Source organism: Butyrivibrio sp. VCB2006, from assembly GCF_000420945.1.
Lineage (GTDB): Bacteria > Bacillota > Clostridia > Lachnospirales > Lachnospiraceae > Butyrivibrio.
The window spans coordinates 100,337-126,587 of record NZ_ATVX01000010.1 but is presented as its reverse complement, the minus strand read 5'-3'; the positions used below and the strand labels follow the sequence as shown (position 1 = coordinate 126,587).

Here is a 26,251-nt window from a genome sequence, read left to right as displayed (position 1 = left end):
GAACGCTATCGTTAGATATACCATACTTAGCAGTGCACTCCTCTACAGACAAGATTCCACTTAACACTGCTTCTACGCAAGATACTTTAAATGTACTACTGTAGCTGTTATTACCGCCGCTTTCAGAAAAAGCTTCAATTCCGCGAAAACGATATGCAGCAACCCATCTCACAAGGGTGGCATACCCTATCCCATTCGCTTTGGCAATAGAATCATATGAGCCTTCACCATTAAGATATTCATTTACTCTTTCGAGCATCCACTCGACAGAATGTTTCTTTTTGGCCATAAAAAATCCCCCTAAAGGAGACTTTGGTTATTTCCATTGTCTACTTTAGGGGAATCATATCACAGACCATTTAGGTTGCACATCCTTTTTGTTGTGATCAAATACTTTTTAAATTATGAAAGTCCGTCTGTAGGAGTTCCTGTTCTTCCTTCTTCTGTAGGCACCTCTATTGGTGTCTCCTCCTGACCTGGCTGCTGCGGGCCATAAGTAACCTCACCAACTTTCTTATAACCACTCCAACAATTACCTACATAGATTCCCGTTTTACCTTCCCAGCACCAACGGTACTCGCCGCTTTCAGTTGCACTAAGATCGAGAGCTATAAGCTCTGCTCCATTCCACTTCTTCATACACATCGTCTCCTATAAGATAATAATTTTATTGGAGCTAATATATCACTTAATCGATAACAAGTATCGATTTCTAACAAAAAAGTAACAAAATATATACAAAAAAGATGTGTAAACATTACTGTTTACACATCCTATATTGCAATAAAAAAGATGAATTATGAGTGCTTATCAGGAGCTACATTAGAGTGTTCTGGATCACTGATATGATGCTCAGCATCATGAAACGAATAATATTCCGAGAACGATGCTTCGATATTTGCGCAAGTACGGCCACTTTCTGTTGCATTGAGATCAAGTGAAACAAGTTCTGCATTATTCCATTTTTTCATACTAGCTACCTCCTGAAAAAGTATGTGTTATATTGACAATGTATCATATATTATTGTGAATGTATTAAATTCTAACAAAAAAGTAATAATTATCTGATAATAATATATTAACGACAAGTTTTACATGTTTTTGTTGACCGAGAACGTGCGTAGGAATATAATTTCTAAGGTTTTAAATATCCTTTATACTATATTTACGTATAGAGGATTTTTTTATTGAATATTTGGAGGATATTATGGAAAACGAAAGATTAAAGCCCATGCTGTTTACTGCGCTTAAAGAGTACAATCGTAAGCAGTTTGTGCAGGATTTGGTGTCCGGAATTATTGTAGCTATCATAGCGCTTCCTTTGTCAATTGCTTTGGCACTGGCATCAGGAGTCGGACCTGAGGAAGGCCTTTATACTGCTATTGTAGCTGGATTCATTATCTCATTCCTTGGCGGTAGCAGAGTTCAGATTGCAGGTCCTACAGCTGCATTTGCAACAATTGTTGCCGGAATCGTAGCTACAAAGGGCATGGAAGGACTTGCTCTTGCAACTATCTTTGCAGGTGTTCTTCTTATATTAATGGGTGTATTCAGACTTGGATCACTTATCAAGTTTATTCCTTATACTATTACAACAGGATTTACTGCCGGTATTGCTGTTACAATCGCGATCGGCCAGGTCAAAGACTTCCTGGGACTTACATATCCTGCGGGAACAGTGACAGTAGAAACTGTTGATAAGGCTTCTGCCATTGCTCGTAATATCTCAACCTTTAACTATCAGGCATTCATTGTTGGTATGGTATGCCTTCTTATTCAGATTGTATGGCCTAAGGTTAGCAAGAAGATACCTGGATCTCTTATAGCAGTTATCGTGGGAATCCTTATGGTTAAGCTTCTTGGCATGAATGTTAATACAATCGGTGACCTTTATGAGATCAAAGGTCAGCTTCCTACATTCAGACTTCCTGCATTTAGCTTTGCAACTCTTTCTTCTGTAGCAGGAGATGGTGTTACAATTGCAATCCTTGCAGCTATTGAGTCACTTCTTTCATGCGTTGTTGCTGACAGCATGATTGATAGTAAGCACAGATCTAACATGGAGCTTGTTGCTCAGGGTGCTGGTAACATTGGATCAGCTCTCTTTGGTGGTATCCCTGCAACAGGAGCTATTGCTCGAACAGCTGCCAACATCAAGAACGGCGGTAGAACTCCTATAGCCGGCATGATCCACTCAGTTTGCCTTGTTCTTGTGCTTGTAGTTCTTATGCCATATGCAGCTCTTATTCCAATGCCTACTATTGCAGCGATTCTTTTCATGGTTGCTTACAATATGTGCCAGTACAAGACTTTTATTCATCTTGTTAAGACTGCACCTAAGAGTGATATCATTGTTCTTGTTACAACCTTTGTTCTTACTATAGTATTCGACCTTGTTGTTGCTATCGAGGTTGGTATGGTTCTTGCATGTCTCTTATTCATGAAGAGAATGAGCGAGGAATCAAGAGTACGCGGTTGGAAGTACTATGATCCTGAAGATGATCCTGATGGACTTGGACTTAAAGATATTCCTAAGCATGTTCGTGTTTATGAGATCAGCGGACCTATGTTCTTTGGTGATGCTGAGCAGATTGCAGCCATCAGCTTCAAGGATTTCACAAGAGCTCTTGTAATCAGAATGCGTGGTGTTCCTGCTATCGACGCAACAGCAATGCATTCCTTTGAACAGCTCTACGAGAAGTGCCAGAAGAACGGAGTTCAGCTTGTATTCTCTCATGTAAATGAGCAGCCTATGAACACCATGGAAAAAGATGGTTTTGTGGACCTTGTTGGAAGGGAAAACTTCCAGCCTCATATCGATGACGCGCTGAAGAGAGCAGCTGAAATATAATAAAAACTCCCGGGTCCCGGGAGTTTTTTTATTGATTAGACACAATATATGGTATAATGAATACATAAGTCATACAAATAAGGGGGACCTACGCATGAAGAAGATCTACGTACTGGACACCAACGTTTTGATTCAGGCGCCTCACGCGTTGAAGTGCTTTGAGGATAACGAGGTGGTTCTTCCGCTGGTAGTCTTGGAGGAACTCGATGGCCACAAGAGGGATGAGGGCGAGCGAGGAGCTAATGTTCGTGAGGCCATCAGGATTTTGGAGCAGCTTAGAGGCGCAGGGGATTTAGTCAAGGGCGTCAAACTTGACAATGGAGGTTTCCTTAGAGTTGAAAAGAACTTCAAGGATGTAGAACTTCCAAAGGATATGGCAGAGTACAAATCTGATAACCGTATTCTTAAGGTTTGTAAGGGACTTAGTGATTGCAGTAAAGAGCAGGTTATTCTGGTAACCAAGGATATTCTGATGCGTATAAAGGCTCAGATTCTCGGAGTTAAATCAGAAGACTTTACTACAGAGCAGGTGGCAGGAGAAGGAGAGCAGTACAGCGGCCGAATTTCCGTATATGCCCCTGAAGAGGTATTCAAGGATTTCAAGAAAAAAGGAATACCTGTGAGCAAGGTGTACTGCTGTGATGAAGCAGGAAATCAGTATACACCCGAGCTTTATGAAAACGAATTTGTTGTGATAAGGGCAGATCAGTCAACAAACAAAACCCAGATGGGACGCGTTTGCGGACAGTTTATCAAGAAACTTGAATATGAAAAGAGTCAGCCCTATGGCGTTAAACCCAGAAACGCAGGTCAGTATTTCCTTCAGGAAGCATTGATGCAGCCTGCGGAGGTAGCACCACTTGTTATTGTAAAGGGTATGGCAGGTACAGCCAAGACATTCTACTCACTGGCTGTAGGTCTTGAGAAGATGATCAACAGGCCAACAGGAGAGTACCGTAGGATCCTGGTCTGCAGGCCTAACTCACAGTTTGATGATGATATCGGATTCTTGCCCGGTGATGAGCAGGAAAAGATATCGCCTCTCATGAGACCTATCATAGATAACCTTGAGCAGTTGATTGATTCCAACGAGGAAGAGCGTTACAAGGATGAAAAAGAGCTCCAGGGCAAAACCGATGAGGTCTTTGAAAGAGGAATCGTACAGTGTGAGGCTCTTAACTTCATCAGAGGACGTTCAATTCTGAAAACCTTCCTTATAATAGATGAAGCTCAGAATATGACGCCTACTCAGGCGAAGGGTATCATCACAAGAGCAGGTAAGGATACCAAGATTATTCTTTTGGGAGATCCTAACCAGATTGACAGACCATTCCTGGATGAGAGGACCAACGGATTATCCTATGCATCAGAACATATGAAGGGAAGTCCTTTTGCATGGCAGATATCTTTATCCGCATCTGAGTGTGAGAGAAGCAAGCTTGCCATGGATGCAATTAATAGGATGAAAGACAAGGATAATTTCTAATATTTATTTTGTATTTTGAACACAATTTTGACATATTTGGAAACTAAGTTTACAATTAAACATGTTAATGCTGATTATACTTATGCTCTAAGGATACAAATATTTTTTGCAAAGTGATTGTGTGGACGGAGCCACTTTAAGGGTGGCTTCGTCCTTATTTTATGGGCGTTTCAGGCACTTTGTTAATTTGTTAATAAATATTTTACAATTTGGGGATATATAGTATAATCTTCTTTGCGACTTTAAATCTTTTATTTATTTCAATTAGAATTTGGGAGTAAAAAATGGACATTAGAATTGAGAATCTGACAAAAACATATGGTAGTCTTAACGCAGTAGATCATATGAATCTCAGAATCAATGATGGCGAGCTTGTAGGCCTTCTTGGACCATCCGGATGCGGTAAGTCTACAACACTTTTTATGCTGTCAGGACTTACAACACCTACAGAGGGTAAGATCTTCTTTGGCGACAAGGATGTAACTTCAATCCCTCCGGAAGATAGAGAAATTGGACTCGTTTTCCAGAACTACGCTCTTTATCCACATATGACTGTAGAGGATAATATTACATTCCCTCTTATCAATCGTGGTGTAAAAAAAGCTCAGGCTAAGGAAGAAGCTTTTGAAATTGCCAAGGTTGTTAAGATTGAGCAGTATATGAATAGAAAACCAAGTGAGCTTTCAGGTGGTCAGCAGCAGAGAGTTGCTATTGCAAGAGCCCTTGTTAAAAAGCCTCAGGTTCTTCTTCTTGATGAGCCTTTATCAAACCTTGATGCTAAACTTCGTGTTGCTACAAGAGAAGAAATCAGACGTATCCAGCAGGAAGTTAAGATCACAACTATCTTTGTAACACATGACCAGGAAGAGGCTATGAGCATTTCTGATCGTATTGCAGTTATGAAGGAAGGTGTTCTTCAACAGTATGAGGTACCTCAGACAATGTACCTTAATCCGGCTAACGAATTCGTAGCTAACTTCCTTGGAACTCCAGAGATTAATAATATAGAAGTAGAAGTTAAAGATGGCGTTATTTCAGCAGGTGATGTTGTTCTCAGAAGAGGCGCTAATCTTGCAGATGGACACTATCATGCAGGAATCAGACCTGAGTCATTCTTTGTTGATGAAAACGGTATTTCTTTTGAAGTAAATAATCTTCGTATGACAGGACGTGACCTTCTTCTGTTTACTAATCTTGGTCAGTCAGTTGTTCGTGTTCTTGTTCACTCATATATGCAGGTATCTGAGGGAGATACTATCAAGGCTTCTGTTCGCGAAGGGCATATCCTTGTATTTGATTCTTCAGAAAAGCTTATTGGCAGATTCTAATTGGTGATAAAGGGAGAACAAAATGGATAAGAAGAGCTTTAAGGGATATTTATATCTCCTTCCATCAATAATCATCATGTTAGCTTTTACAATTTATCCTTTGATAAGAGCTATCATCATGAGTTTCTTGGGTGATTACAGTATTATCAATCACGGATATACATCAATTGGCTTTGAGAACTACAAAGCGCTTTTTGCTGATCCGGATTTTGCACTTTCACTTCGCAATACAACTATTTACGTTATCTGCGTAGTACCTGCATCAATCATTCTTTCACTTATCATTGCGGTACTTATAAATAGCTGTACTAAGACAAAGGCATTTTTCCAGACAGTTTATTTCCTTCCTTATGTTACCAGTGTTATTGCTATTGGTATCGTTTGGAGATGGATGTTTAACAGTAACTATGGACTTATTAACTACTTCCTTGGATTATTCGGTATTGATCCTATTCCTTGGTTAAATCGTCCTGAGTATGCTATGCCTGCACTTATTATCTTCGCTATTTGGAAGAGCATGGCATTCAACATCCTTATTTTCCTTGCAGGTCTTCAGACTATTCCTGAGGATCTCTACAGAGCAGCAAGAATTGATTCAACACCTAAGCTTCGTGTATTTACAAGAATCACAGTTCCACAGCTTGCTCCAATGATCGTTTATTCAAGCGTTATCGGTATGATCGGCGCATTTAAGGTTTACAACGAAGTATTCTCACTTTTCCAGGGCAAGGCAGGCCCAGCCAACAAGGCTATGACTATTGTGTACTTCATCTATGATAAGTTCTACAACAGTTACAAATATGGTGTTGCTGCAGCCGGTTCAGTTGTTCTGTTCATTATCATTCTTGTAATGACACAGATTCAGCTTAGAGTAACAGGCGAAAAGAAGAAAAAATAAGAGGAAATAAAGATGTCACAGAAAAGAAAAGTAGGAAATGTCATTGCTACTATATTAAAATATGCAGTTCTGATATTCGGTGCGATTTTTACAATCCTTCCTTTTGTGTGGATGATTTCATCTTCACTTAAGACACCATCAGAGCTTGTTCAGATTCCACCAAGTCTTTTCCCTGAGACTCCTCAGTGGGTTAACTATCAGGAGGCTTGGAAGGCAGCTCCGTTTGCCAGATATTTTGTTAACACACTTATTGTTACACTGTGCACAACATGCGGCGTGCTTGTAACAACAGTACTTTCAGCATTTGCTTTTTCAAGACTTAACTTCCCGGGAAAGAAGACAGTGTTCTCACTGTTCCTTGCAACACTTATGATTCCCGGTGAGATGCTTATCATCACTAACTATGAGACAATCATTAATCTTCACTGGATTGATTCATACAAGGCTATGATTATCCCTTGGATTTCAAGTGCATTCTATATCTACCTTTTGACTCGTTTCTTTATGCAGGTTCCGGAATCTCTTTATCTGGCTGCTAAGGTAGATAAGTGCTCAGACTTCAAGTACATGATCAAGATCATGGTTCCTATGAACAAACAGGCTATTTTCTCTATTGCAATCCTTAACATCATCAGTTCATGGAATGCATTCCTGTGGCCACTGCTTGTTACAAACTCACAGGAGATGAGAGTTTTGTCTAACGGTCTTGTAAGATTCCAGACTGAGGCTGGATCATCAACAGAGCTTATTATGGCAGCATCCTGTATGCTTGTTATGCCTATTATCATTATTTATCTGTTCCTTAGAAAATACATCATTGAAGGTGTAACTAGGAGTGGACTTAAGGGATAAGTTCTGTTATACTGAATGGCTGGATTGGGGTTTAGTTTTTCGGCCTATCAATTTTAATCATTAAGGTAACTTGCCTTTAATGATAGATACGCTTTTTTTTAAGAAAGAGAGGGATTATGAAATGAAGTTAAAGAAAATTGGCGCTAGCATTCTTGCCATGGCTATGGCAACATCAATGCTTGCTGGTTGCGGACAGAGCGCTCCAGCAGAGACTGCAGCTGACACACAGCCAGCTGAGCAGACAGAGGCTCCTGCAGCTGAGGCTTCAGCTACAGAAGAGGCAGCTCCTGCAGAGGAGGCTAAGAACATCGAGGCTACAGAAGTTACATTCTGGCACGCTATGAATGGTAACCTTGAGTCAGTTCTTACAGAGATCACAGACGAGTTCAACAACTCAAACGAGTATGGTATCAAGGTTACTCTTGTTAACCAGGGTGCATACGGCGACCTTCAGACAAAGCTTCAGGCAAGTGCTGCAGCAGATGCTCTTCCAGATCTTGCACAGGCTTACAACAACTGGCTTACACCTTACCTTGACAAGATCGTTAAGCTTGATGATTTCGTAGCTAACGACTTCGATAACTGGGATGATGTAGTAGAAGCTTATCGTGATGAGTGCTCAGAGTTCGGATTCATCCACGCTGTTCCTTACAACAAGTCAACATACGTTCTTTTCTACAACAAGACAATGCTTGACGAGCTCGGACTTTCAGTTCCTGAGACATGGGCTGATGTACAGGCTGACGCTAAGGCTGTTATGGATGCTAAGAACATCGCTTTCATCGGTTATGATGACCTTGCTGGTGTAGTTGAGGCTTCTCTTCACCAGAATGGTGCTAACTATGTAGATGCTTCAGGCGCACTTTTCAACGACGAGAAGGGTCTTGAGACATTCACATACCTTTCAGACCTTTACAACAACGGCTATGCTCGTCTTGTTGGTGAGGACGGATACTTCTCAAACGTAATCAGCAATCAGCAGATCGCTTCTTACGTTGGATCTTCAGCTGGTGTTTCATACATCAAGGCTGAGGGTTGGGAACTGGGAGTAGCTCCACTTCCAGGAAACGTTAACAAGGCAGCTAACATGGCTGGTACAAACATCGTTATGTTCGCTCAGGATTCTAACAAGCAGCTTGCAGCTTGGGAGTACCTCAAGTACATCACAAGCACAGAGGCTATGACAAAGTGGGCTGTAGGAACAGGATACCTTCCAATCAGACAGTCAGCTTATGAGACAGCTGAGTACAAGGCATACATGGAAGAGAACGTTTGCGCAGCAGCATGCTATGAGCAGGCTAAGGACTTCTTCTTCTCACCTACATTTGAGGCTTCTAACGATATCAGATCAACAGTTCCTTCAACTGTAGAGCAGCTTGTATATGACAAGGCTGATGCTCAGACATGGCTTGACACAATTGTTGAGGCTGTTAACGCTCAGTATTGATGATATAAGTGGCGCAAGGTTCAGCGTTCGTGCAAGCTTGCTTGCTAAGAACGTTGACTTTGCGGCCTTAACAATAATGAGGAATACAGATATACGAATGAAATGAGTATATCGTTTTCCGAATTATTGTAGGATTACGAGAGTTGCTATGCAACGGAGTAATCCGTATATCATCAATATAGTAGATCATTTATAATAATCATAATATGCGAGTAGGAAAGATCCCTTTCCTACTCGCTATTTTTCTCTTAACTCTTATTTTGTTATAATAGGTTCAGAGAGTCTATGAGTGAGGTGCCATATGACAAAACTTAAATTCTACAGTGGTTTAAAAGAAATTGGTGGAACAGTAGTAGCAGTAGAAACTGACAAAGCAATCTGCTTATTTGACTTTGGCTTTTCTTATGCTGACAGACTTGATAGCAAAGTTCCTCTGCGTAAAGGAATGGAAGCTTATGATTATGTCAGACTTGGCGTATTAAACGCAATTGATGGCATTTATGAGCCTGAAATTGCCCATAAACTTGATATTAAGGGATGTGGTGAGACAGATAAAGAAATATTTGTCATCATTTCCCATATGCATATAGATCACATGGGAGGCCTGGGAGCTCTGGACCAGAGAATTCCTGTGTATATGAGTTCTCAGTCAGCAACTCTTTATCATGAGCTTGGAGTTATGGGAGAGCTTGAGATAAGAGAGCATGAGAATGTTATACCGGTAGATTACGATGGCTCTTTTACCGTAGGAGATATTACCATCACCTGCGTACAGGTTGATCATGATGTTATTGGAGCCTGCGGATTTATGATAAAAACTCCGGATGGCAGTATTTGTTATACGGGAGATTACAGATATCATGGTTACCATCCTGAGATAAGCGCTGCATTTGCACAGAAATGTAAGGGCGCTGACGTTATGATCAGTGAGGGCGTTACCATTAGTCATAATGATGTGGATGTTCTTTCGCTTGAGGGACCTTATAGAGATAATAATGAATATACGCTTCTTGATAAGATGAAGGAATATGCATCAGCAGACAGTGAGTTTGCCGGTGGTCTTATAGTAATCAATAACTATAATAGAAATGTTGAGAGAATTCACAACTTTGCTCGTGTTATAAAAGAGACAGGAAGAGAACTTGTTCTTGAACCTGAACAGGCAGAGTATGTGGCAGCCTTTTATCAGGAAGATGAGTTTTCTGTATACCTTCCTGAGGGCGGATCAGTTGATGGCTTGCTAATTAAGAACCGCAGAATAGTTACAAGAAAAGATATCCTGGCTAATCCATCGCGTTTTGTTCTTCAACAGGATTATAAACACGCATATGAGCTTTTTGAATTGGCCGGAGTAATTTCTGTGTATCTTCATATGGATGGAGCTCCTCTTGGGGATTACGATCCTTCCTATGCTAAGTTCTATGAACTTTTATCCGTGGCAAGAATAAATGTTGTGAGGTGTGGACTTGGCGGACATGCTGAGCCTTACTATCTGAGAAAACAGGTGGATGACATAGCACCAAGGACACTTATTCCACTTCACAGTTTCAGACCGGAACAGCTCTTATCAAGGAATGTTGAGAGAATAGTTCTTCCGAACTTAAATGACACAATTGAACTGGTTAATGGTGAGTGTTTCTTTGAAAACAACGCCTGGTGCTGGTGTTCAAATAAACGCTGATTTTATATGGAGAATTAAAGCTCGTGAGCAGATAGAAACGCTCACGAGCTTTTTTGATACGAGAGATTAGCGATAAATCTGTTGTTTTTCTAGTTGACAATTATTATCAAAAAGATTATTCTAAAATTGAAGTTAGCAAAAACTAACATAAAATCCAATAAATATGTAATAAATAAAAAGATTTAGATTGCATAAAATGAGTTATTGACAATGGTTATCGGTTAGAATAAACTAACATACGGTTAGCTTATGACAACGAAACAGCACATGTATCTGTTAGGCTAAGATAACGAGTATTCAATAGGAGAAATGATTATGACACTTAATGATGCAGTATTTGGCAATGAATACACTGTAGTTGATGTCGACACACAGGGAGATGAAGAGATGAAGAGCTTTCTCTTTTCACTTGGTTGTTATAGCGGAGAACACATTACAGTTGTTGACAAGAAAAGAAATCTTGTAGTCGCAATAAAGGATGCAAGGTATAATATTGACCCTGAGTTAGCCAATGCTATCAAGATTTAACATGAATTCAAAGGACAAGAGATTTGTCTTGAATAATACAAAAAGTATTTAGGAGGAAACATTATGAGAATCGCAATGGCGGGAAATCCTAACAGTGGAAAGACTACCATGTACAATGCACTGACCGGACGCAGTGAAAAGATTGGAAACTGGGCCGGAGTTACCGTTGACAAAAAAGAGAGCATAATCAAGAAATCTTTTTACGAGGGAGATAAGGAGCTTATTGCTGTAGATCTTCCGGGTGCTTATTCGATGTCACCGTTTACCTCGGAAGAGAGTATTACAAGCAGCTATGTTAAGAATGAGCATCCTGATGCAATTATTAATATAGTAGATGCTACTAACCTTAGCAGAAGTTTATTTTTTACGACGCAGCTTCTGGAATTGGGGATTCCTGTAGTTGTTGCGCTTAACAAGAATGATGCCAATGATAAAAAGGGAAACCTTATTGATGAGAAAAAACTTTCTGAAAAGCTTGGATGTCCTGTAATCAAGACGGTTGCAACATCTGAAAAAGGACTTAAAGAAGTTGTAAAGGCTGCTGCAGAACTTGAAGGCAAGGGACAGAAGGAGCCATTCGTTCAGGGAAATATTGATCTTACCAATAAGGCAGAGGTTGAGGCTGCAGACAGAAAACGTTTTGAATATGTAAACGGTATTGTATCCGAGGTTGAGAATCGTAAAGTTCATACCAAAGACAAGAATTTCGGTGATAAGATAGACAGTATTATTACACATCCTGTTCTTGGAATTATTGTTTTTGCAGCTGTTATGTGGCTTGTATTCTATATTTCACAGACAACAGTTGGAACATGGCTTTCAGAACTTTTGGCCGGATGGATTGAGGATTTCCAGGGAATGGTTGGAGAGGCTATGGAGGATGCAAATCCACTTCTTTATGCAATCCTTGTTGATGGTATTATTGGAGGCGTTGGAGCCGTTGTTGGATTCCTTCCACTTGTTATGGTTATGTACTTCCTCATTGCTCTTTTAGAGGATTGCGGATATATGTCACGAGCTACAGTAGTTCTTGATCCTATTTTCAAGAGAGTAGGTCTTTCAGGAAAATCTGTTATCCCTATGATAATCGGTACAGGTTGTGGTATTCCGGCTATCATGGCTTGCAGAACTATCAGAAATGAAAGAGAAAGACGTTCAACTGCAATGCTTGCAACATTCATGCCTTGCGGAGCTAAGCTTCCTGTTATAGCTCTTTTTGCAGGCGCATTCTTCCCGGAGTCAAGATGGGTTGGATTCATGTGCTATGTAGTTGGTATCGTTCTTATTCTCCTGGGAGCTCTCCTAATCAAGGCAATCACAGGAATGAAGTATAGAAAGAGCTTCTTCATTATCGAGCTTCCTGAGTACAAGGTTCCAAGCCTTATGTTTGCTGTTAAGTCTATGCTTGAAAGAGGAAAGGCTTACATTGTTAAGGCTGGAACAGTAATTCTTGTATGTAATACAGTGGTTCAGATCATGAGCACATTTGATTTCAGCTTCCAGCCTGTAGAAGAGGGTATGGAGAGCACATCAATCCTTGCAGGAATTGCAGGACCATTCGCATATCTTCTTGTTCCTGTAGTTGGTATCGTAAGCTGGCAGCTTGCAGCAGCAGCTATTACAGGCTTTATTGCAAAAGAGAACGTTGTTGGAACAATCGCTACTGTATTTGCTCTGTCTAACGTTATTGATACAGAGGAACTTGAACTTGTAGGAGAAGGCAGTGCAGTTGCTGCAGTTATAGGTATTACAAAGGCTGCTGCTCTTGCTTACCTTATGTTCAACCTTTACACACCACCATGCTTTGCAGCTCTTGGAGCTATGAACTCAGAGATGAAGTCAGCTAAGTGGCTTTGGGGTGCAATCGGACTTCAGCTTGCTACAGGATTTACAGTAGGCTTCCTTGTATACCAGATTGGTACACTTGTTGTTACAGGCTCTCTTGGAGCCGGCTTTGTAGCAGGTCTTATTGCAATCGCTGTATTTGCTGGTATAATCACATTTATCATCCAGCGCAATAATAAACAGATGGCACTGGAGTACAAGCTGGATTGATATTAAGAAGCTGATACAATGATTTTTGGAGGTAACACAATGGCCAATATAATTGCCGCTTTGGTTATAATATTGTTGTTTGGATGGGCTTGCTTTTACATCTATAAAGAGAAAAAAAGTGGCAGAAAATGTATTGGTTGCCCATCAGCAGGGGCTTGTCAGAAGGCATCTTCAGCATGTCACTGTAAGAAATGAAGCCCAATATTAAATTATCTAACAATTTATAATTATTAGCGAACAAAACTAAGGCAAATGTCTGCGCACTGCGGACATTTGTCTTTTTTATACAAATAAAATTCCGAGACTTAAAAAGTTTTGTTAATTATTTGATTAAATAAGGGGTTTCCTTATTTTTGTCTTTGGATTATAATTTTTTAGAGCTTTAACTTATAAAAGTATTACACCGATGAATAATTATTCGCGCTTTCATCGCATTATGCATTGATTATAAATGGATATAGTTCTTGATAGGAGACATGCAATGGCACAGTTGTGGGGCGGTAGATTTACCGGAAGTATAAATGAACTGGCATGGAATTTTAATGCATCAATTACTTTTGATAAAAGATTCCTTGAAGTTGATGTCAGAGGCAGTAAGGCACATGCTACTATGTTGGCCAAACAGGGCATTATATCAGAAGAGGAAAAAAATCAGATTTTAAGCGGCTTTGATTCAATACTCAAGGACGTTTTGGATGGAAAACTTGAGATTACCACTAAGTATGAAGATATTCACAGCTTTTTAGAGGCTAATCTTATCGAGCGAATTGGTGATGCCGGCAAAAAAGTTCATACAGGACGTAGCAGGAATGACCAGGTTGCCCTTGATATGAGACTTTATGCCAGAGATGAGCTTGAGCATATGTCTCAGCAGCTACTCAACACACTTGGCTGCCTACAGAAGATAATGAAAGATAATCTTGATACCTACATGCCGGGCTTTACCCATCTGCAGAAGGCGCAACCGGTAACTCTTGCTCATCATGTTGGGGCTTATTTTGAGATGTTCAAAAGAGACCTCCTTAGAATTAAGGATATTTATAACAGAATGAATTATTGTCCCCTTGGGGCTGGAGCTTTGGCAGGCACCACTTATCCGCTGGACAGAGAGTTTACAGCGCAGCTCCTTGATTTTTACGGACCTACTCTTAATAGCATGGATTCTGTTTCGGACAGAGATTACCTTATAGAGTTTATGTCAGCTCTTTCAACTATAATGATGCATTTGTCCAGGTTCTCTGAGGAAGTTATTATCTGGAATTCCAATGAATACAGATTTGTGACCATAGATGATGCCTATTCTACAGGTAGCAGCATCATGCCTCAGAAAAAGAATCCTGATATAGCAGAACTTGTAAGAGGTAAGACGGGAAGAGTTTATGGAGATCTGATTTCTCTTTTAACTACAATGAAAGGTATTCCTCTTGCCTACAACAAGGATATGCAGGAGGATAAGGAAGCATTTTTTGATGCTATTGATAATACTTCGAACTGCCTTGCACTTTTTACCGATATGTTAGCAACAATTCAGTTCAACAAAGATGCTATGATTAAAAGCGCAATGATGGGATTTACCAATGCTACTGATGCAGCAGATTACCTTGTAAATAAGGGAATGCCTTTCAGAGATGCACATTCTGTGATCGGAAGACTTGTTCTTCATTGCATTGATAAGAACTGTGCTATCGACGATCTTATGATCGATGAGCTTAAATCATTTTCAGAGCTGTTCGATAAAGATATATACGATGCAATAAGTCTTGAAACTTGTGTAAATAAGCGCCTTACGATCGGAGCCCCAAGCCCCGAATGCATGAAGAAAGTCGTAGCGTTGAATGACGAGTTCATCAATAAATATAGGATTAAATAAATGGAGAGGAGTAACATTATGAGCGAGAAACTTAAGGTAGCGGTACTTGGTGGTACAGGAATGGTAGGACAGAGATTTATCTCTATTCTCAACAACCACCCTTGGTTTGAGGTAACAACAGTTGCGGCAAGTCCAAGATCTGCAGGGCAGACCTATGAGGAGGCAGTAGCCGGAAGATGGAAGATGGATGAGCCTATTCCAGATTCTGTTAAGAACCTTGTAATCAAAGATGTAACTGATGTTAAGGGCGTTTCAGCAGATGTAGATTTTGTTCTTTCTGCGGTTAATATGTCCAAGGATGAGATTAAGCATATCGAGGAAGAGTACGCTAAGACTGAGACCCCTGTTGTTTCCAACAACTCAGCTCACAGATGGACTCCTGATGTTCCTATGATCATCCCTGAGATCAACCCTCAGCACATGGATGTAATTGAGTTCCAGAAAAAGAGACTTGGAACAACAGCTGGATTCATTGCTGTTAAGCCAAACTGCTCAATTCAGAGCTATACACCTGCTCTTACAGCATGGAAAGAGTATGAGCCATATGAAGTTGTAGCTACAACATATCAGGCTATCTCAGGTGCAGGTAAGAATTTTGATGAGTGGCCAGAGATGGTAGGCAACGTAATTCCTTTCATTTCAGGAGAGGAAGAAAAGTCAGAAAAAGAGCCTCTTAGAATCTGGGGTAAGATTGAAAACGGCGTGATTGTTCCTGCTGATGATGTTAAGATCACATGCCAGTGTATCAGAATTCCGGTTCTCTACGGACATACAGCAGCTGCATTTGTTAAGTTCAAGAAGAATCCAAGCAAGGAAGAACTTATCGAAAAACTTGAGAAATTCTCAGGACTTCCACAGCAACTTGGCCTTCCTTCTGCTCCTAAGCAGTTTATCCAGTATATGCAGGAAGACAACAGACCTCAGATCACACTTGATGTAAATTATGAGAACGGAATGGGTGTCAGCATCGGAAGACTTCGCGAAGACACTATCTATGACTGGAAGTTTGTAGGTCTTTCTCATAATACACTCAGAGGAGCTGCAGGCGGTGCGGTTGAGTGCGCTGAGCTTCTTAAGGCAAGTGGATACATCAATAAGAAATAAAATATTTAACTATTAACAAGTAAAAGCCTACGCGAATTATAAGATTGGGGACTTATGGAAGAAACAAGACAAAAAGATCTTGATTTTTTGAACAGGTATTATGAGAGTGGGATTTCTAATGTTCTTGTAGTTTACGGACACAGGAATATTGAAGACAGAGAACTTGTTGAGAAGTTTATTGAAAATAGGAGAAATGTTTATTATCTTGCAAGATCTGCTTCTGATAAGGAGCAGCGCTTCTTGTGGGGAAATGACATTAGGAAAAAAGGCATTGATATAGCAGAATATCCTACATACACTGAGATATTTGATGCTTGTATCAGCACTGTGGGCAGGAATCCGATTATTATTGTTGTGCGCAACTTTGAGCATATAGTTAAGATGTCGGACTCCTTTATGGCTGAGGTTTCAGAGTTTTTGACTGTAAAAGGAAAAGAAAGACAGATACTGTTTATTCTTGAAAGCCATGACATAAACTGGGTTGAAAATACCATGGTTGCTACTCTTGGCAAGAATGCAGGAGTTATAGCCGGTTGCAGAAAGTTAAAACCTCTTTCATTTTCTGAGATCAGGGCCTATTTTCCTACCATGTCTTATAAAGACGCTGTTATGGCCTACTCAGTTCTTGGTGGCCGTACCAGACTTTGGAAATATTTTGATGAGAAGCTGTCATTTAAAGAGAATATTTGTAAGAATCTGTTAAATGACAATTCCTTCCTGTATGGTGAAGCTATAAGGCTTACAGAACAGAATCTTAGAGAAACGGCTGTTTATCACACTCTTTTGGCAGAAATGGCAAGGGGTGTTAATAAACTTAATGACCTGTATCACGTTACAGGGTTTTCCAGAGCCAAGATTTCAGTTTATCTTAAGACCTTGATTCATCATGATTTTGTTTATAAGGCTGATTCTTTTGGTAGTGCCGGAAGAGAAAATGTCATGAAGGGCGTGTACAAAATATGCGATCCTATGGTGCTTTTTTTCTTTAAATTCGTTTATCCAAACCAAACTGATCTTATGCTGATGCCCAATGAGAAATTTTATGATATATTTATATCTGCGGGAATGCAAGATTATTTACACGTACCATTCAAAGCGATTTGCAGGGAATATATCTTCAAGTTGGAAGAGCGGGGTCAGTTCCCATTTGAAATTAGCGAAGATGGAGAGTGGAACGGTAAGGAAGGCGACATTGATATTATTGTCCAGAGCGATACCGGAGATACAGCGCTTGGTATGTGCTTCTGGGGGAGACAGGCAACCCATGCCGATTACGTTAAATTGCATTCTGACGCAAGAAAAGCAAGACTTGAGGGAGATGTTATCTATCTCTTTTCAACAGGCGGCTTTGATGCGTGGCTTACAGATGCAGCTATGAAATCATCAGAGAGCCTTAAGTTGATTGGAATAGATGAATTAACGAATGGCTAAAAAACTGATAATAACAGAGAAACCTTCAGTGGCAAGAGACTTTGCCAGAGTACTGAATGTTTCAGGCAATAAAAACGGATACATAGAGAATGACCAGTATGTTATTTCCTGGTGTTTCGGTCATCTTGTAGAGATGGTGTATCCGGAAGAATACGACGAGAAATACAAAAAATGGAGGCTGGAAGATTTACCTTTTCTTCCAGCCAATTATAAGTATGGCGTAATTAAAAATAGTGCAGACCAGTACAAGCTGATCAATAGTCTTTTACACAGAGAAGATATTGATACTGTATATTGGGCAGGCGACTCAGGAAAAGAAGGACAGACCATAGAAGAGAATATCAGAAACTATGGTGGTGTCAGGGATGGCATGACAGAGCTTCGCGTGTGGATTGATTCCATGACTGATGAAGAGGTCAAAAGAGGAATCGAAGAAGCCAGACCTATGTCAGACTACGCACTTCTTGGCGAGTCAGGTATCATGCGAGCTATTGAGGATTATAGTCTTGGAATCAACTTTTCAAGGGCATTGTCCGTTAAATATGGCAAGCTGATAAATGATGCCGCTGCAACCAAATCATACACAGCTATAGCGATTGGTCGAGTAATGACCTGCGTTTTGGGAATGGTAGTCAGAAGAGAAAGGGAAATCCGAAACTTCCAGAAGACACCGTTTTTCAGAATTGTAGGTTCTTTTTCTGATGCCAAAATTCTGGCAGAATGGAAGGCTGTAAACGGCTCAGCTTTTTTTGAATCCCCACTTTTATACAAAGAGAATGGTTTTAAAAAACAGGAAGATGCTCAGGGACTTATAGATAAGCTTCGTGGACAGAGTGCAGTAATAGACAGTATTGAAACCGGTAATACCAAGAAGAGAGCACCTCTTTTGTATAACCTGACTGAGCTTCAGGCTGATTGTACGAAGCGTTTCAAGATCAGCCCTTCCCAGACACTGGAAATAGCTCAGGAGCTCTATGAGAAAAAGCTTACAACCTATCCCAGAACTGATGCCAGAGTTCTTACTACGGCTGTGGCAAAAGAGATTTACAAGAACGTAAAGGGATTGTCAGGAGTACAGGAAGTATCCGGATTTGTTGACCATGTTCTTAAAAATGGTCTGTATAAAGGAATTGAGAAGTCTCCTTATACAGATGATTCCAAGGTTACGGATCACTATGCTATCATCCCTACAGGCCAGACAGGAGCCATTAATACACTGTCACCACTTGCTAAGAACGTATATCTTTTAATCTGCAGAAGGTTTGTATCAATATTCTATCCATCTGCGGAGTATAAGACAGCCAAGCTTCAGATAGCAGTGGGAGATGAGAAGTTTTTTGCAACTGCCAAGGTTCTTACTTCTCCGGGATACCTTGCTGTGGCGGGAATGCCAAATGACAAGTCAAATGCCGATAAAAAGGTGGATGAAAACAGTTCATCCTCAGAGGATGAAGAGGATGTAGGTATTTCCAAAGAGGACTTCCTTAGATTTGTGGAAGGAGCCCATAAGGGAGATGCCATAACTGTAAATGACTACATGCTAAAAGAAGGCGCTACCAATCCGCCTAAGAGATACACCTCCGGTGATCTGGTTATTGCCATGGAAAATGCCGGTAATCTCATTGAGGATGAAGAACTTCGTGAGCAGATCAAGAAAAAGGGCATTGGTACTGCGGCAACCAGAGCTGCCATTATACAAAAGCTCATTGATAACAAGTACCTGGCTCAGAGTAAGAGTCAGATCATTACTCCTGAAAATCTGGGAGAGATGATTTATGAAGTGGTTAATCTATCAGTACCTACACTTCTTAACCCTGAGATGACTGCCAGCTGGGAAAAGGGTCTTGAAGGCATATACAATGGTACGGTAAACGGCAAAGAATACAGAGTTAAGCTTGAGGACTATATTAGGCGCGAAACCGGTAAACTTATAGAACGAGATCTGACAACTGATATTGTTGCTCACATCAATCAGTTTACAGGTAAAGAGTCCAAGGGAATTGCGGCCAGAAAGCCGATAGGCATTAAATGCCCTGTCTGTGGCGGCGATATTACTACCACTTCTTTTGGATATGGCTGCAGCAACTACTTTAATGATCAGATAAAGTGTACCTTCAGCGTAGGCAGGATTGCAGGCAAAGACCTGGATGAGGAGACTGTTAAAAAACTTATAACAGAAGGTAGAACCGATGTTATAGAAGGGTTCTCCGGTAAGAATAAGAAAAACTTTTCGGCATCTCTTTTAATGGATAAGGATGAAAACGGAAAGCTTACCATTAAATTCAATTTTGATGATGTACCTACTGAATATGTTGAGGATTTAAGTTGCCCGGCCTGCGGCGGAAGAATTATCAGAACTGCTAACGGCTATTCCTGTGAAAATAGGAACAAGGAAGAAGGCACATGCTACTTCTATCTTGGTGAGGTTGCCGGTAAAAAACTCACAGAAGAGCAGGTTAGAACAATCCTTGCCGGAAATGAGACAGAAGTTATTAAGGGCTTTAAGTCCAAAAACGGCAAGCTATTTAATGCTAAGCTAGTAATGAAGACGACTGAGGATAGCAAGAAAGAGATAACCTTTGATTTTGAAGGAGTTGAGCCTGATTATCTTCCTGATGTGGTCTGTCCTGACTGCGGCGGCAGAATCATCAAGAAGACAGTAGGTTTTGGCTGCGAGAATTTTAAGGCGGATGATCCACAGTCATGTAAGTTCTTTATTGGCAAGATTGCTCAGAAACAAATTTCTGAGGCCAATGTAATAGAACTTCTTAAGGAAGGCAAAACCGGTACAATCCGTGGCTTTAAGAATAAAGACAAGAAGTCTTTCGATGCCTGTCTTGTAATGAAAAAGAATGAGAATGGTGTCAGTGAGATTTCTTTTGACTTTGAAAATGTAGAAGCCAAGAAGGTCAAGGACGTGGTATGTCCTCTTTGCGGCGGTGAGATAGTTAAGACCTCATTTGGATACGGATGCAGCAATTATCGCAAGGATGATCCGGAGAATAGCTGTAAGTTCAACATTGGGGCTATCGCGGGCAAAAATCTCAAGGATGCTCAGATAAAAGAACTGTTGCTCACCGGAGTGACCTCCAAGATTTCAGGGTTTAAATCCAAAAGCGGCAAGACCTTTGAAGCCAAACTTGGCCTTGATAAGGATGAAGCAGGCAAAGTAAAGGGAATCAAGTTTGTCTTTGAGAGCGAAGATGAGGTGATGGAAGACCTGACTTGTCCTATCTGCGGAAAAAAGATCATCAAGGGCCATATGGGCTATAGATGCGAAGGCTATCAGAAGGGCGATGAGGGCTGCAGCTTCTTTGTTGGAAAGATTGCCGGTGTGATGCTGGGAAAAGAAGATTTCACCAAGCTTATCAAGGAGAAGACCACAGATAAAATAGCAGGCTTTACCAGCAAGAAGGGATCCACCTTCGATGCTAAGCTCAAGTTTGATGAGAAATTCAATGTGGTTTTTGATTTTGATAATTAATTATGAAAAATGCTAATTTAACATTTTAAGGCGATAGGCTATAATACTGAATGTCTTATAGATATTATTGATATGGTAGAAAGGACATGATTATGGAAGAATTTAAAATTTCTAACATGTATGATTTAAATGAAACAATCGCAGCTGATTATATGAGAACCAAGGAATATCCATGGGAACTACTGGCTGGAATTAAGGACTATATTATTGAACTTGGTAACAAACTCCCTGCAGATAAGTTCGAGAAAAGAGGAGAGAATGTCTGGATTGCAAAGAGTGCCAAGGTATTCGATTCTGCTTATATCGGCGGACCATGCATCATTGATGAAGAGGCAGAAGTAAGACAGTGCGCATTTATCAGAGGAAGCGCTATTGTTGGTAAGGGCGCTGTAGTTGGTAACTCTACAGAGCTTAAGAATGTAATCCTCTTTAACAAGGTTCAGGTTCCACATTACAACTATGTCGGAGATTCAATCCTTGGCTTTAAGGCTCATATGGGAGCAGGCTCTATCACATCTAATGTTAAGAGCGACAAGAAGCTTATCGTTGTTAAAAACGGTCCTGACGATCAGGTAGAGACTGGGCTTAAGAAGATGGGTGCAATGCTCGGAGACAACGTTGAAGTTGGATGTAACAGCGTACTTAATCCCGGAACAGTAATCGGAAGATGGTGCAATGTATATCCTCTTTCAAGTGTTCGCGGATGCGTCCCTGCATATCATATCTTCAAGGATAAGGATCACATTGTTAAGAAGGTAGAGGACTGAACTTTGGCTTAACAATTTATGAAAAGAGATAAGAACTTTGCTTATCTCTTTTTCTTTATTCAGCACACTTTAACACTGTAAATTGCTTAGAGTTTAAAGTGCAAAAGAAAAATATGTTGACATGTTAATTATGAGTGGTATAATTTGATTTAATTAGTTCAAATGCAATAACTAATATACAAAAAAGTAGTTAAAAAACCAGTGATTTAAAGCAATGGATTTTATAAGTTTAAAGTGCTAAAGCACAGTGGTAGTTACTGGGTTTGAGATGGCTTTAAGAGGAGTGAAAATGCAGAAAAAAGTATTTCAGCTTTTGGTTGATAATACGTCAGGTGTTCTTTCCAGAATTTCTGGTCTGTTTTCCAGAAGAGGATATAACATCGAGAGTATTACGGCGGGAGTAACTGCTGATCCGAGGTTTACGAGAATTACAATCGTGGCATCAGGAGATGATGTTATCCTGGATCAGATTGAGAAACAGGTAGCTAAGCTTGTTGATGTCAGAGATATTCATGAGCTGGTTCCTGATGAGTCAGTTTACAGAGAACTTGCACTTATTAAAGTGAGAGCTGAGGCTGATGAGAGACAGAGTATTTTGGCAACAGCCAATATCTTCAGAGGCAATATCGTTGATGTAAGCCCTGATTCACTTATTATCGAGATTACAGGTAGCCAGTCCAAGGTGGATGCCTTCCTTAGATTATTGGAAGGAAGAGAAATCCTTGAACTTGCAAGAACCGGTATAGCAGGCCTTGGAAGAGGAACTGATAAAATTATTTATTTGGATGAATAAACAGGGATTATCCCTTTTTATGATTAAACAATGGAGGATGAATATTATGTCACAGGATGCACGTATTTTTTATCAGGAAGATTGTAACCTTTCACTTCTTGAGGGCAAGACAATTGCTATTATCGGTTATGGTTCACAGGGACATGCACATGCCCTTAACTTAAAGGATTCCGGATGCAACGTTATCATCGGACTTTATGAAGGCTCTAAGAGTAAGGCTAAGGCTGAGGCTCAGGGACTTAAGGTATATAACACAGCAGAGGCTGCCAAGATGGCTGATATCATCATGATCCTTATCAATGATGAGAAGCAGGCTAAGATGTACAAAGAAGACATCGAGCCAAACCTTCAGCCAGGTAATATGATTATGTTTGCGCATGGTTTCAATGTACACTTCGGACTTATCAAGGCTCCTAAGGATGTAGACGTTGCTATGATTGCTCCTAAGGCTCCCGGACATACAGTTCGTTCTGAGTACCAGGCAGGAAAGGGAACACCTTGTCTTGTTGCTGTTGAGCAGGATGCTACAGGTAAGGCACTTGACCTTGCCCTGGCTTATGGTGCAGGAATCGGCGGAGCAAGAGCTGGTCTTCTTGAGACAACCTTCAGAACAGAGACAGAGACTGACCTCTTTGGTGAGCAGGCTGTTCTTTGCGGTGGTGTATGTGCACTTATGCAGGCTGGTTTCGATACTCTTGTTGAGGCAGGATATGATCCAAGAAACGCATATTTCGAGTGCGTTCACGAGATGAAGCTCATTGTAGATCTTATCTATCAGTCAGGCTTTGCAGGAATGAGATATTCAATTTCCAACACAGCTGAGTACGGTGATTATGTAACAGGCCCTAAGCTCATCACAGAAGAGACCAAGAAGACAATGAAGAAGATCCTTGCAGATATCCAGGATGGAACATTTGCTAAGGAGTTCCTGCTTGATATGTCAGAGGCTGGCGGACAGGTTCACTTCCAGGCTATGCGTAAGCTTCATGCTGAACACCCATCTGAGAAGATTGGTGAGGAAATCAGAAAGCTTTACAGCTGGAACAACGAATCAGATAAACTTATCAATAACTAATTCCTTTCTTTTTTGGAGCGGTGTGTGCCTTGCACATACCGCTTCTTTAATCTAATATTATTAATGAGGATTATTATGAAAAAAAGGAAGTTTTAGAATGTCAGGTGTTTCGGTTAATTACAATAAGAACGAGAAGAAGTGGTATGTGCCGGTGATAATGTTCGCCAGCGCATTTTTGATGTATGTAATAGCGGCTTTGCCAATCTTTATTAAGAGAGGTCTGCCGTTCTTTTATTATGGTGATTACAATGTTCAGCAGATTCCATTCTATATTGCAGCTCACAGAGCTGTTGAGAATGGAGAGTTTTTCTGGAACTGGAATATAGATCTTGGCGGCACAATGGCCGGAGATTTTGCATTTTATCTGTGGGGTAGTCCATTCTTTTGGATAACAATGCTGTTTCCGGAGAGTGCGATTCCGTATCTTATGCCATTTCTTATGGCTCTTAAATATGCTACAGCTGCAACCTGTGCTTATGTATACATCAGAAGATATGTACACAAGTATAGCTATGCAATGATTGGCGGCTATCTGTTTGCATTCTCTGGATTTAATGCCTGCAATATTGTGTTTAACCACTTTACTGATTCTGTGGCGTTTTTTCCGCTTTATCTTTTGACCTTTGAAAATCTTATGTCTGTGGATGATGGAAAAGAGCCCGGGTACAGATATTCCGGCAAAAAGTTTGTGGCCTTTGCGCTTATGACAGCCTTTATGTCTGTTGTTAACTATTATTTCTTCTTTGGTCAGGTTGTCTTTTTGCTGCTTTATTTTGTTGTCAGATATGCCAGGAATAATAAACTTCTTAGCAATTTTATCATGTTTAGCAAGGCACTTCTTGGTGGCGCGGCAGGCGCTTTGACGGCAGCCTTTTTCCTGTTACAGGCATACGCAGGAATTAAGGGCAATACAAGACTTGATAACTATATTAATGGCTACAATATGCTTATCTATCCAAGTGAAAAGCTGTTGTGGGACATTGTTAAGAGCGTATCCATGCTTCCGGATATTATCGGTAAGGGAACCCTTTTCTACACAGGAACAGTCAAGAACGCATCTCTGGCTGCCTATATCCCTATGTTTGGAATGTCCGGAGTAATAGCTTATTTCCTTATCAATAAGAAAAAGAAAAACTGGGAAAAGACAATGCTGGTTATTTGCTTTGTTATCGCATTTATGCCGGTATTCAACGCAGCTTTTTCCATGTTTAATTCATCATACTACGCAAGATGGTATTACATGCCTATTCTCATCATGTGCCTTATGACAGCACAGGTTACTGAGAGGGGCAAATCTCCACAGCTTAAAAAAGGAGCTGTGGCCGCAGTTTTGATGTTCTTGTTCTTCCTGCTTGTTTATTTCCTGCCTTCCAAGAATGATGACGGAGATATGGTATTTTTTAATATGACTGAGAACAACACCATTTTTCTTCGTGATGTTCTGGGAACAGCAATTTTGTGCCTGATGCTTCTTGTTATTGTTTTCATTGTGCCCAAGAACGGCGCATTATTTGGAAATAGTAAATCAAGAACAGGAATAAGAGATCAGATTATTCTTGGGGCAGTAGTTATAAGCTGCATCATTTCCACTTTCGTACCTATCAAGAACGGAAGCGGCATCATCAGTGACAGAGGAAAAAAGATGTGGCAGGAGCAGATGCTCTTTAACAAGGTTGAGGTTGATCAGAGCGATTTCTGCAGAGGAGAGGTGGACAGCACTTCAACCAACTATGACATGGTTTGGGGAGTTCCTTCCATTCACTGTTTCCTAAGTACTGTACCTTCTGAAATATTTGATTTCCTGTATGGCAGCTGCGGAATCACAAGAACCGTAGAGACTAATCTTCCTGTGGAAAGGGCCGGAGCAAGGGCTATTCTTTCCGGTAAGTATTACTTTGAAAATGCTGAGATCAGTAAGAACAGAGTCTACCACAACGGAGAAGGCACTGACGGATATTTCTTTTTAAAGAATGAAAATGGGTTTGATGTATTCGAAAACCTGAATTTTATTCCTATGGGATTTACCTTCGACTACTACATCACGGAGTCTGAGTGGGAGGATCTTGAGGCAAAGGAACACGACTATGACCTTACAAGAGTTCTTATAATTCCTGATGAAGTGGCAGATGAGTATGGCGATAAACTCATAATGACTGAGATGAAGGCAGAGGATATTTCTGAGAATCCAATATCTTATCTTGAATTCACTGATGAGTGTACAAAGAGAGCCCAGACTTCCTGCACAGAGTTTACAACAGATACCTATGGATTTACTGCAAAGACTGCAATGCTTAGTGACAATACCCTTGTATTTTTCTCTGTTCCGTATACGGAAGGTTTCAGCTGCACGGTTGATGGAGTTGACACGGAGATAATAAAGGCTGATTACGGGCTGATGGCAATCCCTGTATCAGGCGGAAGCCATGAAATAAGGGTAACTTACACACCTGAAGGCTTTAAATCAGGCATGGCTCTTAGCATTCTTGGAATATGTATTTTAGGTTTTTATGCACTGATATTAAAAAATATCAAGAAAAGCGATTAAATTTGTTATGTTCAATTAAGCAGTTTCCTATGTTATATTTGCATAAACTATTTTGA

At 40.4% G+C, this 26,251-nt stretch carries 21 protein-coding genes; 18 read left to right on the top strand and 3 right to left on the bottom strand.

What is annotated here, in order from left to right:
* From G613_RS0111330 to G613_RS19520, 3 genes are all read right to left on the bottom strand, one after another.
* Window positions 1–289: helix-turn-helix domain-containing protein (locus G613_RS0111330; protein ID WP_029232748.1), on the bottom strand; the 289-nt coding region annotated here is incomplete at its 3' end.
* Window positions 290–402: 113 nt separating this feature from the next.
* Complete coding sequence (locus G613_RS0111325) at window positions 403–639, bottom strand: hypothetical protein (RefSeq protein WP_029232747.1); 237 nt, start codon at window positions 637–639, stop codon at window positions 403–405.
* 158 nt (window positions 640–797) lie between these two features.
* Window positions 798–971: a hypothetical protein gene (locus tag G613_RS19520; RefSeq protein ID WP_155828079.1), complete on the bottom strand. Its 174-nt coding sequence runs from the start codon at window positions 969–971 to the stop codon at window positions 798–800.
* A gap of 236 nt (window positions 972–1,207) precedes the next feature.
* On the opposite strand from G613_RS19520, the gene G613_RS0111315 reads away from it, so the two are divergent.
* The 18 genes from G613_RS0111315 (at window position 1,208) to G613_RS0111230 (ending at window position 26,195) form a co-directional block, all read left to right on the top strand.
* Complete coding sequence (locus tag G613_RS0111315; protein ID WP_029232746.1) at window positions 1,208–2,851, top strand: SulP family inorganic anion transporter; 1,644 nt, start codon at window positions 1,208–1,210, stop codon at window positions 2,849–2,851.
* Between the two features lie 94 nt (window positions 2,852–2,945).
* Window positions 2,946–4,337 carry a PhoH family protein gene (locus tag G613_RS0111310; protein ID WP_029232745.1) on the top strand — a complete coding sequence of 464 codons (1,392 nt, stop codon included), beginning with the start codon at window positions 2,946–2,948 and terminating at the stop codon, window positions 4,335–4,337.
* 284 nt (window positions 4,338–4,621) lie between these two features.
* Complete coding sequence (locus G613_RS0111305; protein ID WP_029232744.1) at window positions 4,622–5,665, top strand: ABC transporter ATP-binding protein; 1,044 nt, start codon at window positions 4,622–4,624, stop codon at window positions 5,663–5,665.
* A 22-nt stretch (window positions 5,666–5,687) separates the two neighbouring features.
* Complete coding sequence (locus G613_RS0111300; RefSeq protein ID WP_029232743.1) at window positions 5,688–6,563, top strand: carbohydrate ABC transporter permease; 876 nt, start codon at window positions 5,688–5,690, stop codon at window positions 6,561–6,563.
* A 12-nt stretch (window positions 6,564–6,575) separates the two neighbouring features.
* On the top strand, window positions 6,576–7,415 hold the full coding sequence (locus G613_RS0111295) for a carbohydrate ABC transporter permease (RefSeq protein ID WP_029232742.1): 840 nt from the start codon (window positions 6,576–6,578) through the stop codon (window positions 7,413–7,415).
* Between the two features lie 121 nt (window positions 7,416–7,536).
* Window positions 7,537–8,862 (top strand): ABC transporter substrate-binding protein, encoded by a 1,326-nt coding sequence (locus G613_RS0111290; protein ID WP_051151068.1) that lies wholly within the window; start codon window positions 7,537–7,539, stop codon window positions 8,860–8,862.
* Window positions 8,863–9,163: 301 nt separating this feature from the next.
* Window positions 9,164–10,543, top strand: a complete 1,380-nt coding sequence (locus G613_RS0111285; RefSeq protein ID WP_029232740.1) for an MBL fold metallo-hydrolase — start codon at window positions 9,164–9,166, stop codon at window positions 10,541–10,543.
* A 315-nt stretch (window positions 10,544–10,858) separates the two neighbouring features.
* Window positions 10,859–11,071 (top strand): FeoA family protein, encoded by a 213-nt coding sequence (locus G613_RS0111280; protein ID WP_029232739.1) that lies wholly within the window; start codon window positions 10,859–10,861, stop codon window positions 11,069–11,071.
* Between the two features lie 63 nt (window positions 11,072–11,134).
* Complete coding sequence (gene feoB, locus G613_RS0111275; protein WP_029232738.1) at window positions 11,135–13,126, top strand: ferrous iron transport protein B; 1,992 nt, start codon at window positions 11,135–11,137, stop codon at window positions 13,124–13,126.
* A 39-nt stretch (window positions 13,127–13,165) separates the two neighbouring features.
* Complete coding sequence (locus G613_RS19515; protein WP_155828078.1) at window positions 13,166–13,321, top strand: FeoB-associated Cys-rich membrane protein; 156 nt, start codon at window positions 13,166–13,168, stop codon at window positions 13,319–13,321.
* Between the two features lie 286 nt (window positions 13,322–13,607).
* Window positions 13,608–14,996 (top strand): argininosuccinate lyase, encoded by a 1,389-nt coding sequence (gene argH / locus G613_RS0111265; protein WP_029232737.1) that lies wholly within the window; start codon window positions 13,608–13,610, stop codon window positions 14,994–14,996.
* A gap of 18 nt (window positions 14,997–15,014) precedes the next feature.
* A complete protein-coding gene (asd, locus tag G613_RS0111260) occupies window positions 15,015–16,100 on the top strand; it encodes an aspartate-semialdehyde dehydrogenase (protein ID WP_029232736.1) in 1,086 nt (361 codons plus the stop codon).
* Between the two features lie 54 nt (window positions 16,101–16,154).
* Window positions 16,155–17,531, top strand: coding sequence for an ATP-binding protein (locus G613_RS0111255; RefSeq protein ID WP_029232735.1), 1,377 nt, complete (start codon window positions 16,155–16,157; stop codon window positions 17,529–17,531).
* Window positions 17,524–21,015, top strand: a complete 3,492-nt coding sequence (locus G613_RS0111250) for a type IA DNA topoisomerase (RefSeq protein ID WP_029232734.1) — start codon at window positions 17,524–17,526, stop codon at window positions 21,013–21,015. The genes G613_RS0111255 and G613_RS0111250 overlap by 8 nt, the downstream gene beginning before the upstream one ends.
* A gap of 92 nt (window positions 21,016–21,107) precedes the next feature.
* The gene (locus G613_RS0111245) at window positions 21,108–21,782 is read left to right on the top strand and encodes a UDP-N-acetylglucosamine pyrophosphorylase (protein ID WP_029232733.1); all 675 of its coding nucleotides are present in this window, start codon (window positions 21,108–21,110) and stop codon (window positions 21,780–21,782) included.
* A 289-nt stretch (window positions 21,783–22,071) separates the two neighbouring features.
* Window positions 22,072–22,575, top strand: coding sequence for an acetolactate synthase small subunit (gene ilvN, locus G613_RS0111240; RefSeq protein WP_029232732.1), 504 nt, complete (start codon window positions 22,072–22,074; stop codon window positions 22,573–22,575).
* A 46-nt stretch (window positions 22,576–22,621) separates the two neighbouring features.
* Window positions 22,622–23,650, top strand: coding sequence for a ketol-acid reductoisomerase (gene ilvC, locus G613_RS0111235; protein WP_029232731.1), 1,029 nt, complete (start codon window positions 22,622–22,624; stop codon window positions 23,648–23,650).
* 97 nt (window positions 23,651–23,747) lie between these two features.
* Window positions 23,748–26,195 (top strand): YfhO family protein, encoded by a 2,448-nt coding sequence (locus G613_RS0111230; RefSeq protein ID WP_029232730.1) that lies wholly within the window; start codon window positions 23,748–23,750, stop codon window positions 26,193–26,195.
* Window positions 26,196–26,251: the final 56 nt, after the last annotated feature.

What these genes read in the sequence shown, in the direction of transcription:
- G613_RS0111305 (WP_029232744.1), top strand. Translation starts at nt 4,622, where the DNA reads ATGGACATTAGAATTGAGAATCTGACAAAAACATATGGTAGTCTTAAC.
- G613_RS0111300 (WP_029232743.1), top strand. Translation starts at nt 5,688, where the DNA reads ATGGATAAGAAGAGCTTTAAGGGATATTTATATCTCCTTCCATCAATA.
- argH (WP_029232737.1), top strand. Translation starts at nt 13,608, where the DNA reads ATGGCACAGTTGTGGGGCGGTAGATTTACCGGAAGTATAAATGAACTG.
- ilvN (WP_029232732.1), top strand. Translation starts at nt 22,072, where the DNA reads ATGCAGAAAAAAGTATTTCAGCTTTTGGTTGATAATACGTCAGGTGTT.
- G613_RS0111255 (WP_029232735.1), top strand. Translation starts at nt 16,155, where the DNA reads ATGGAAGAAACAAGACAAAAAGATCTTGATTTTTTGAACAGGTATTAT.
- G613_RS0111280 (WP_029232739.1), top strand. Translation starts at nt 10,859, where the DNA reads ATGACACTTAATGATGCAGTATTTGGCAATGAATACACTGTAGTTGAT.
- G613_RS0111285 (WP_029232740.1), top strand. Translation starts at nt 9,164, where the DNA reads ATGACAAAACTTAAATTCTACAGTGGTTTAAAAGAAATTGGTGGAACA.
- feoB (WP_029232738.1), top strand. Translation starts at nt 11,135, where the DNA reads ATGAGAATCGCAATGGCGGGAAATCCTAACAGTGGAAAGACTACCATG.
- G613_RS0111250 (WP_029232734.1), top strand. Translation starts at nt 17,524, where the DNA reads ATGGCTAAAAAACTGATAATAACAGAGAAACCTTCAGTGGCAAGAGAC.
- G613_RS0111290 (WP_051151068.1), top strand. Translation starts at nt 7,537, where the DNA reads ATGAAGTTAAAGAAAATTGGCGCTAGCATTCTTGCCATGGCTATGGCA.
- G613_RS0111310 (WP_029232745.1), top strand. Translation starts at nt 2,946, where the DNA reads ATGAAGAAGATCTACGTACTGGACACCAACGTTTTGATTCAGGCGCCT.
- G613_RS0111295 (WP_029232742.1), top strand. Translation starts at nt 6,576, where the DNA reads ATGTCACAGAAAAGAAAAGTAGGAAATGTCATTGCTACTATATTAAAA.
- asd (WP_029232736.1), top strand. Translation starts at nt 15,015, where the DNA reads ATGAGCGAGAAACTTAAGGTAGCGGTACTTGGTGGTACAGGAATGGTA.
- ilvC (WP_029232731.1), top strand. Translation starts at nt 22,622, where the DNA reads ATGTCACAGGATGCACGTATTTTTTATCAGGAAGATTGTAACCTTTCA.
- G613_RS0111325 (WP_029232747.1), bottom strand. Translation starts at nt 639, where the DNA reads ATGAAGAAGTGGAATGGAGCAGAGCTTATAGCTCTCGATCTTAGTGCA.
- G613_RS0111315 (WP_029232746.1), top strand. Translation starts at nt 1,208, where the DNA reads ATGGAAAACGAAAGATTAAAGCCCATGCTGTTTACTGCGCTTAAAGAG.
- G613_RS19520 (WP_155828079.1), bottom strand. Translation starts at nt 971, where the DNA reads ATGAAAAAATGGAATAATGCAGAACTTGTTTCACTTGATCTCAATGCA.
- G613_RS0111230 (WP_029232730.1), top strand. Translation starts at nt 23,748, where the DNA reads ATGTCAGGTGTTTCGGTTAATTACAATAAGAACGAGAAGAAGTGGTAT.
- G613_RS19515 (WP_155828078.1), top strand. Translation starts at nt 13,166, where the DNA reads ATGGCCAATATAATTGCCGCTTTGGTTATAATATTGTTGTTTGGATGG.
- G613_RS0111245 (WP_029232733.1), top strand. Translation starts at nt 21,108, where the DNA reads ATGGAAGAATTTAAAATTTCTAACATGTATGATTTAAATGAAACAATC.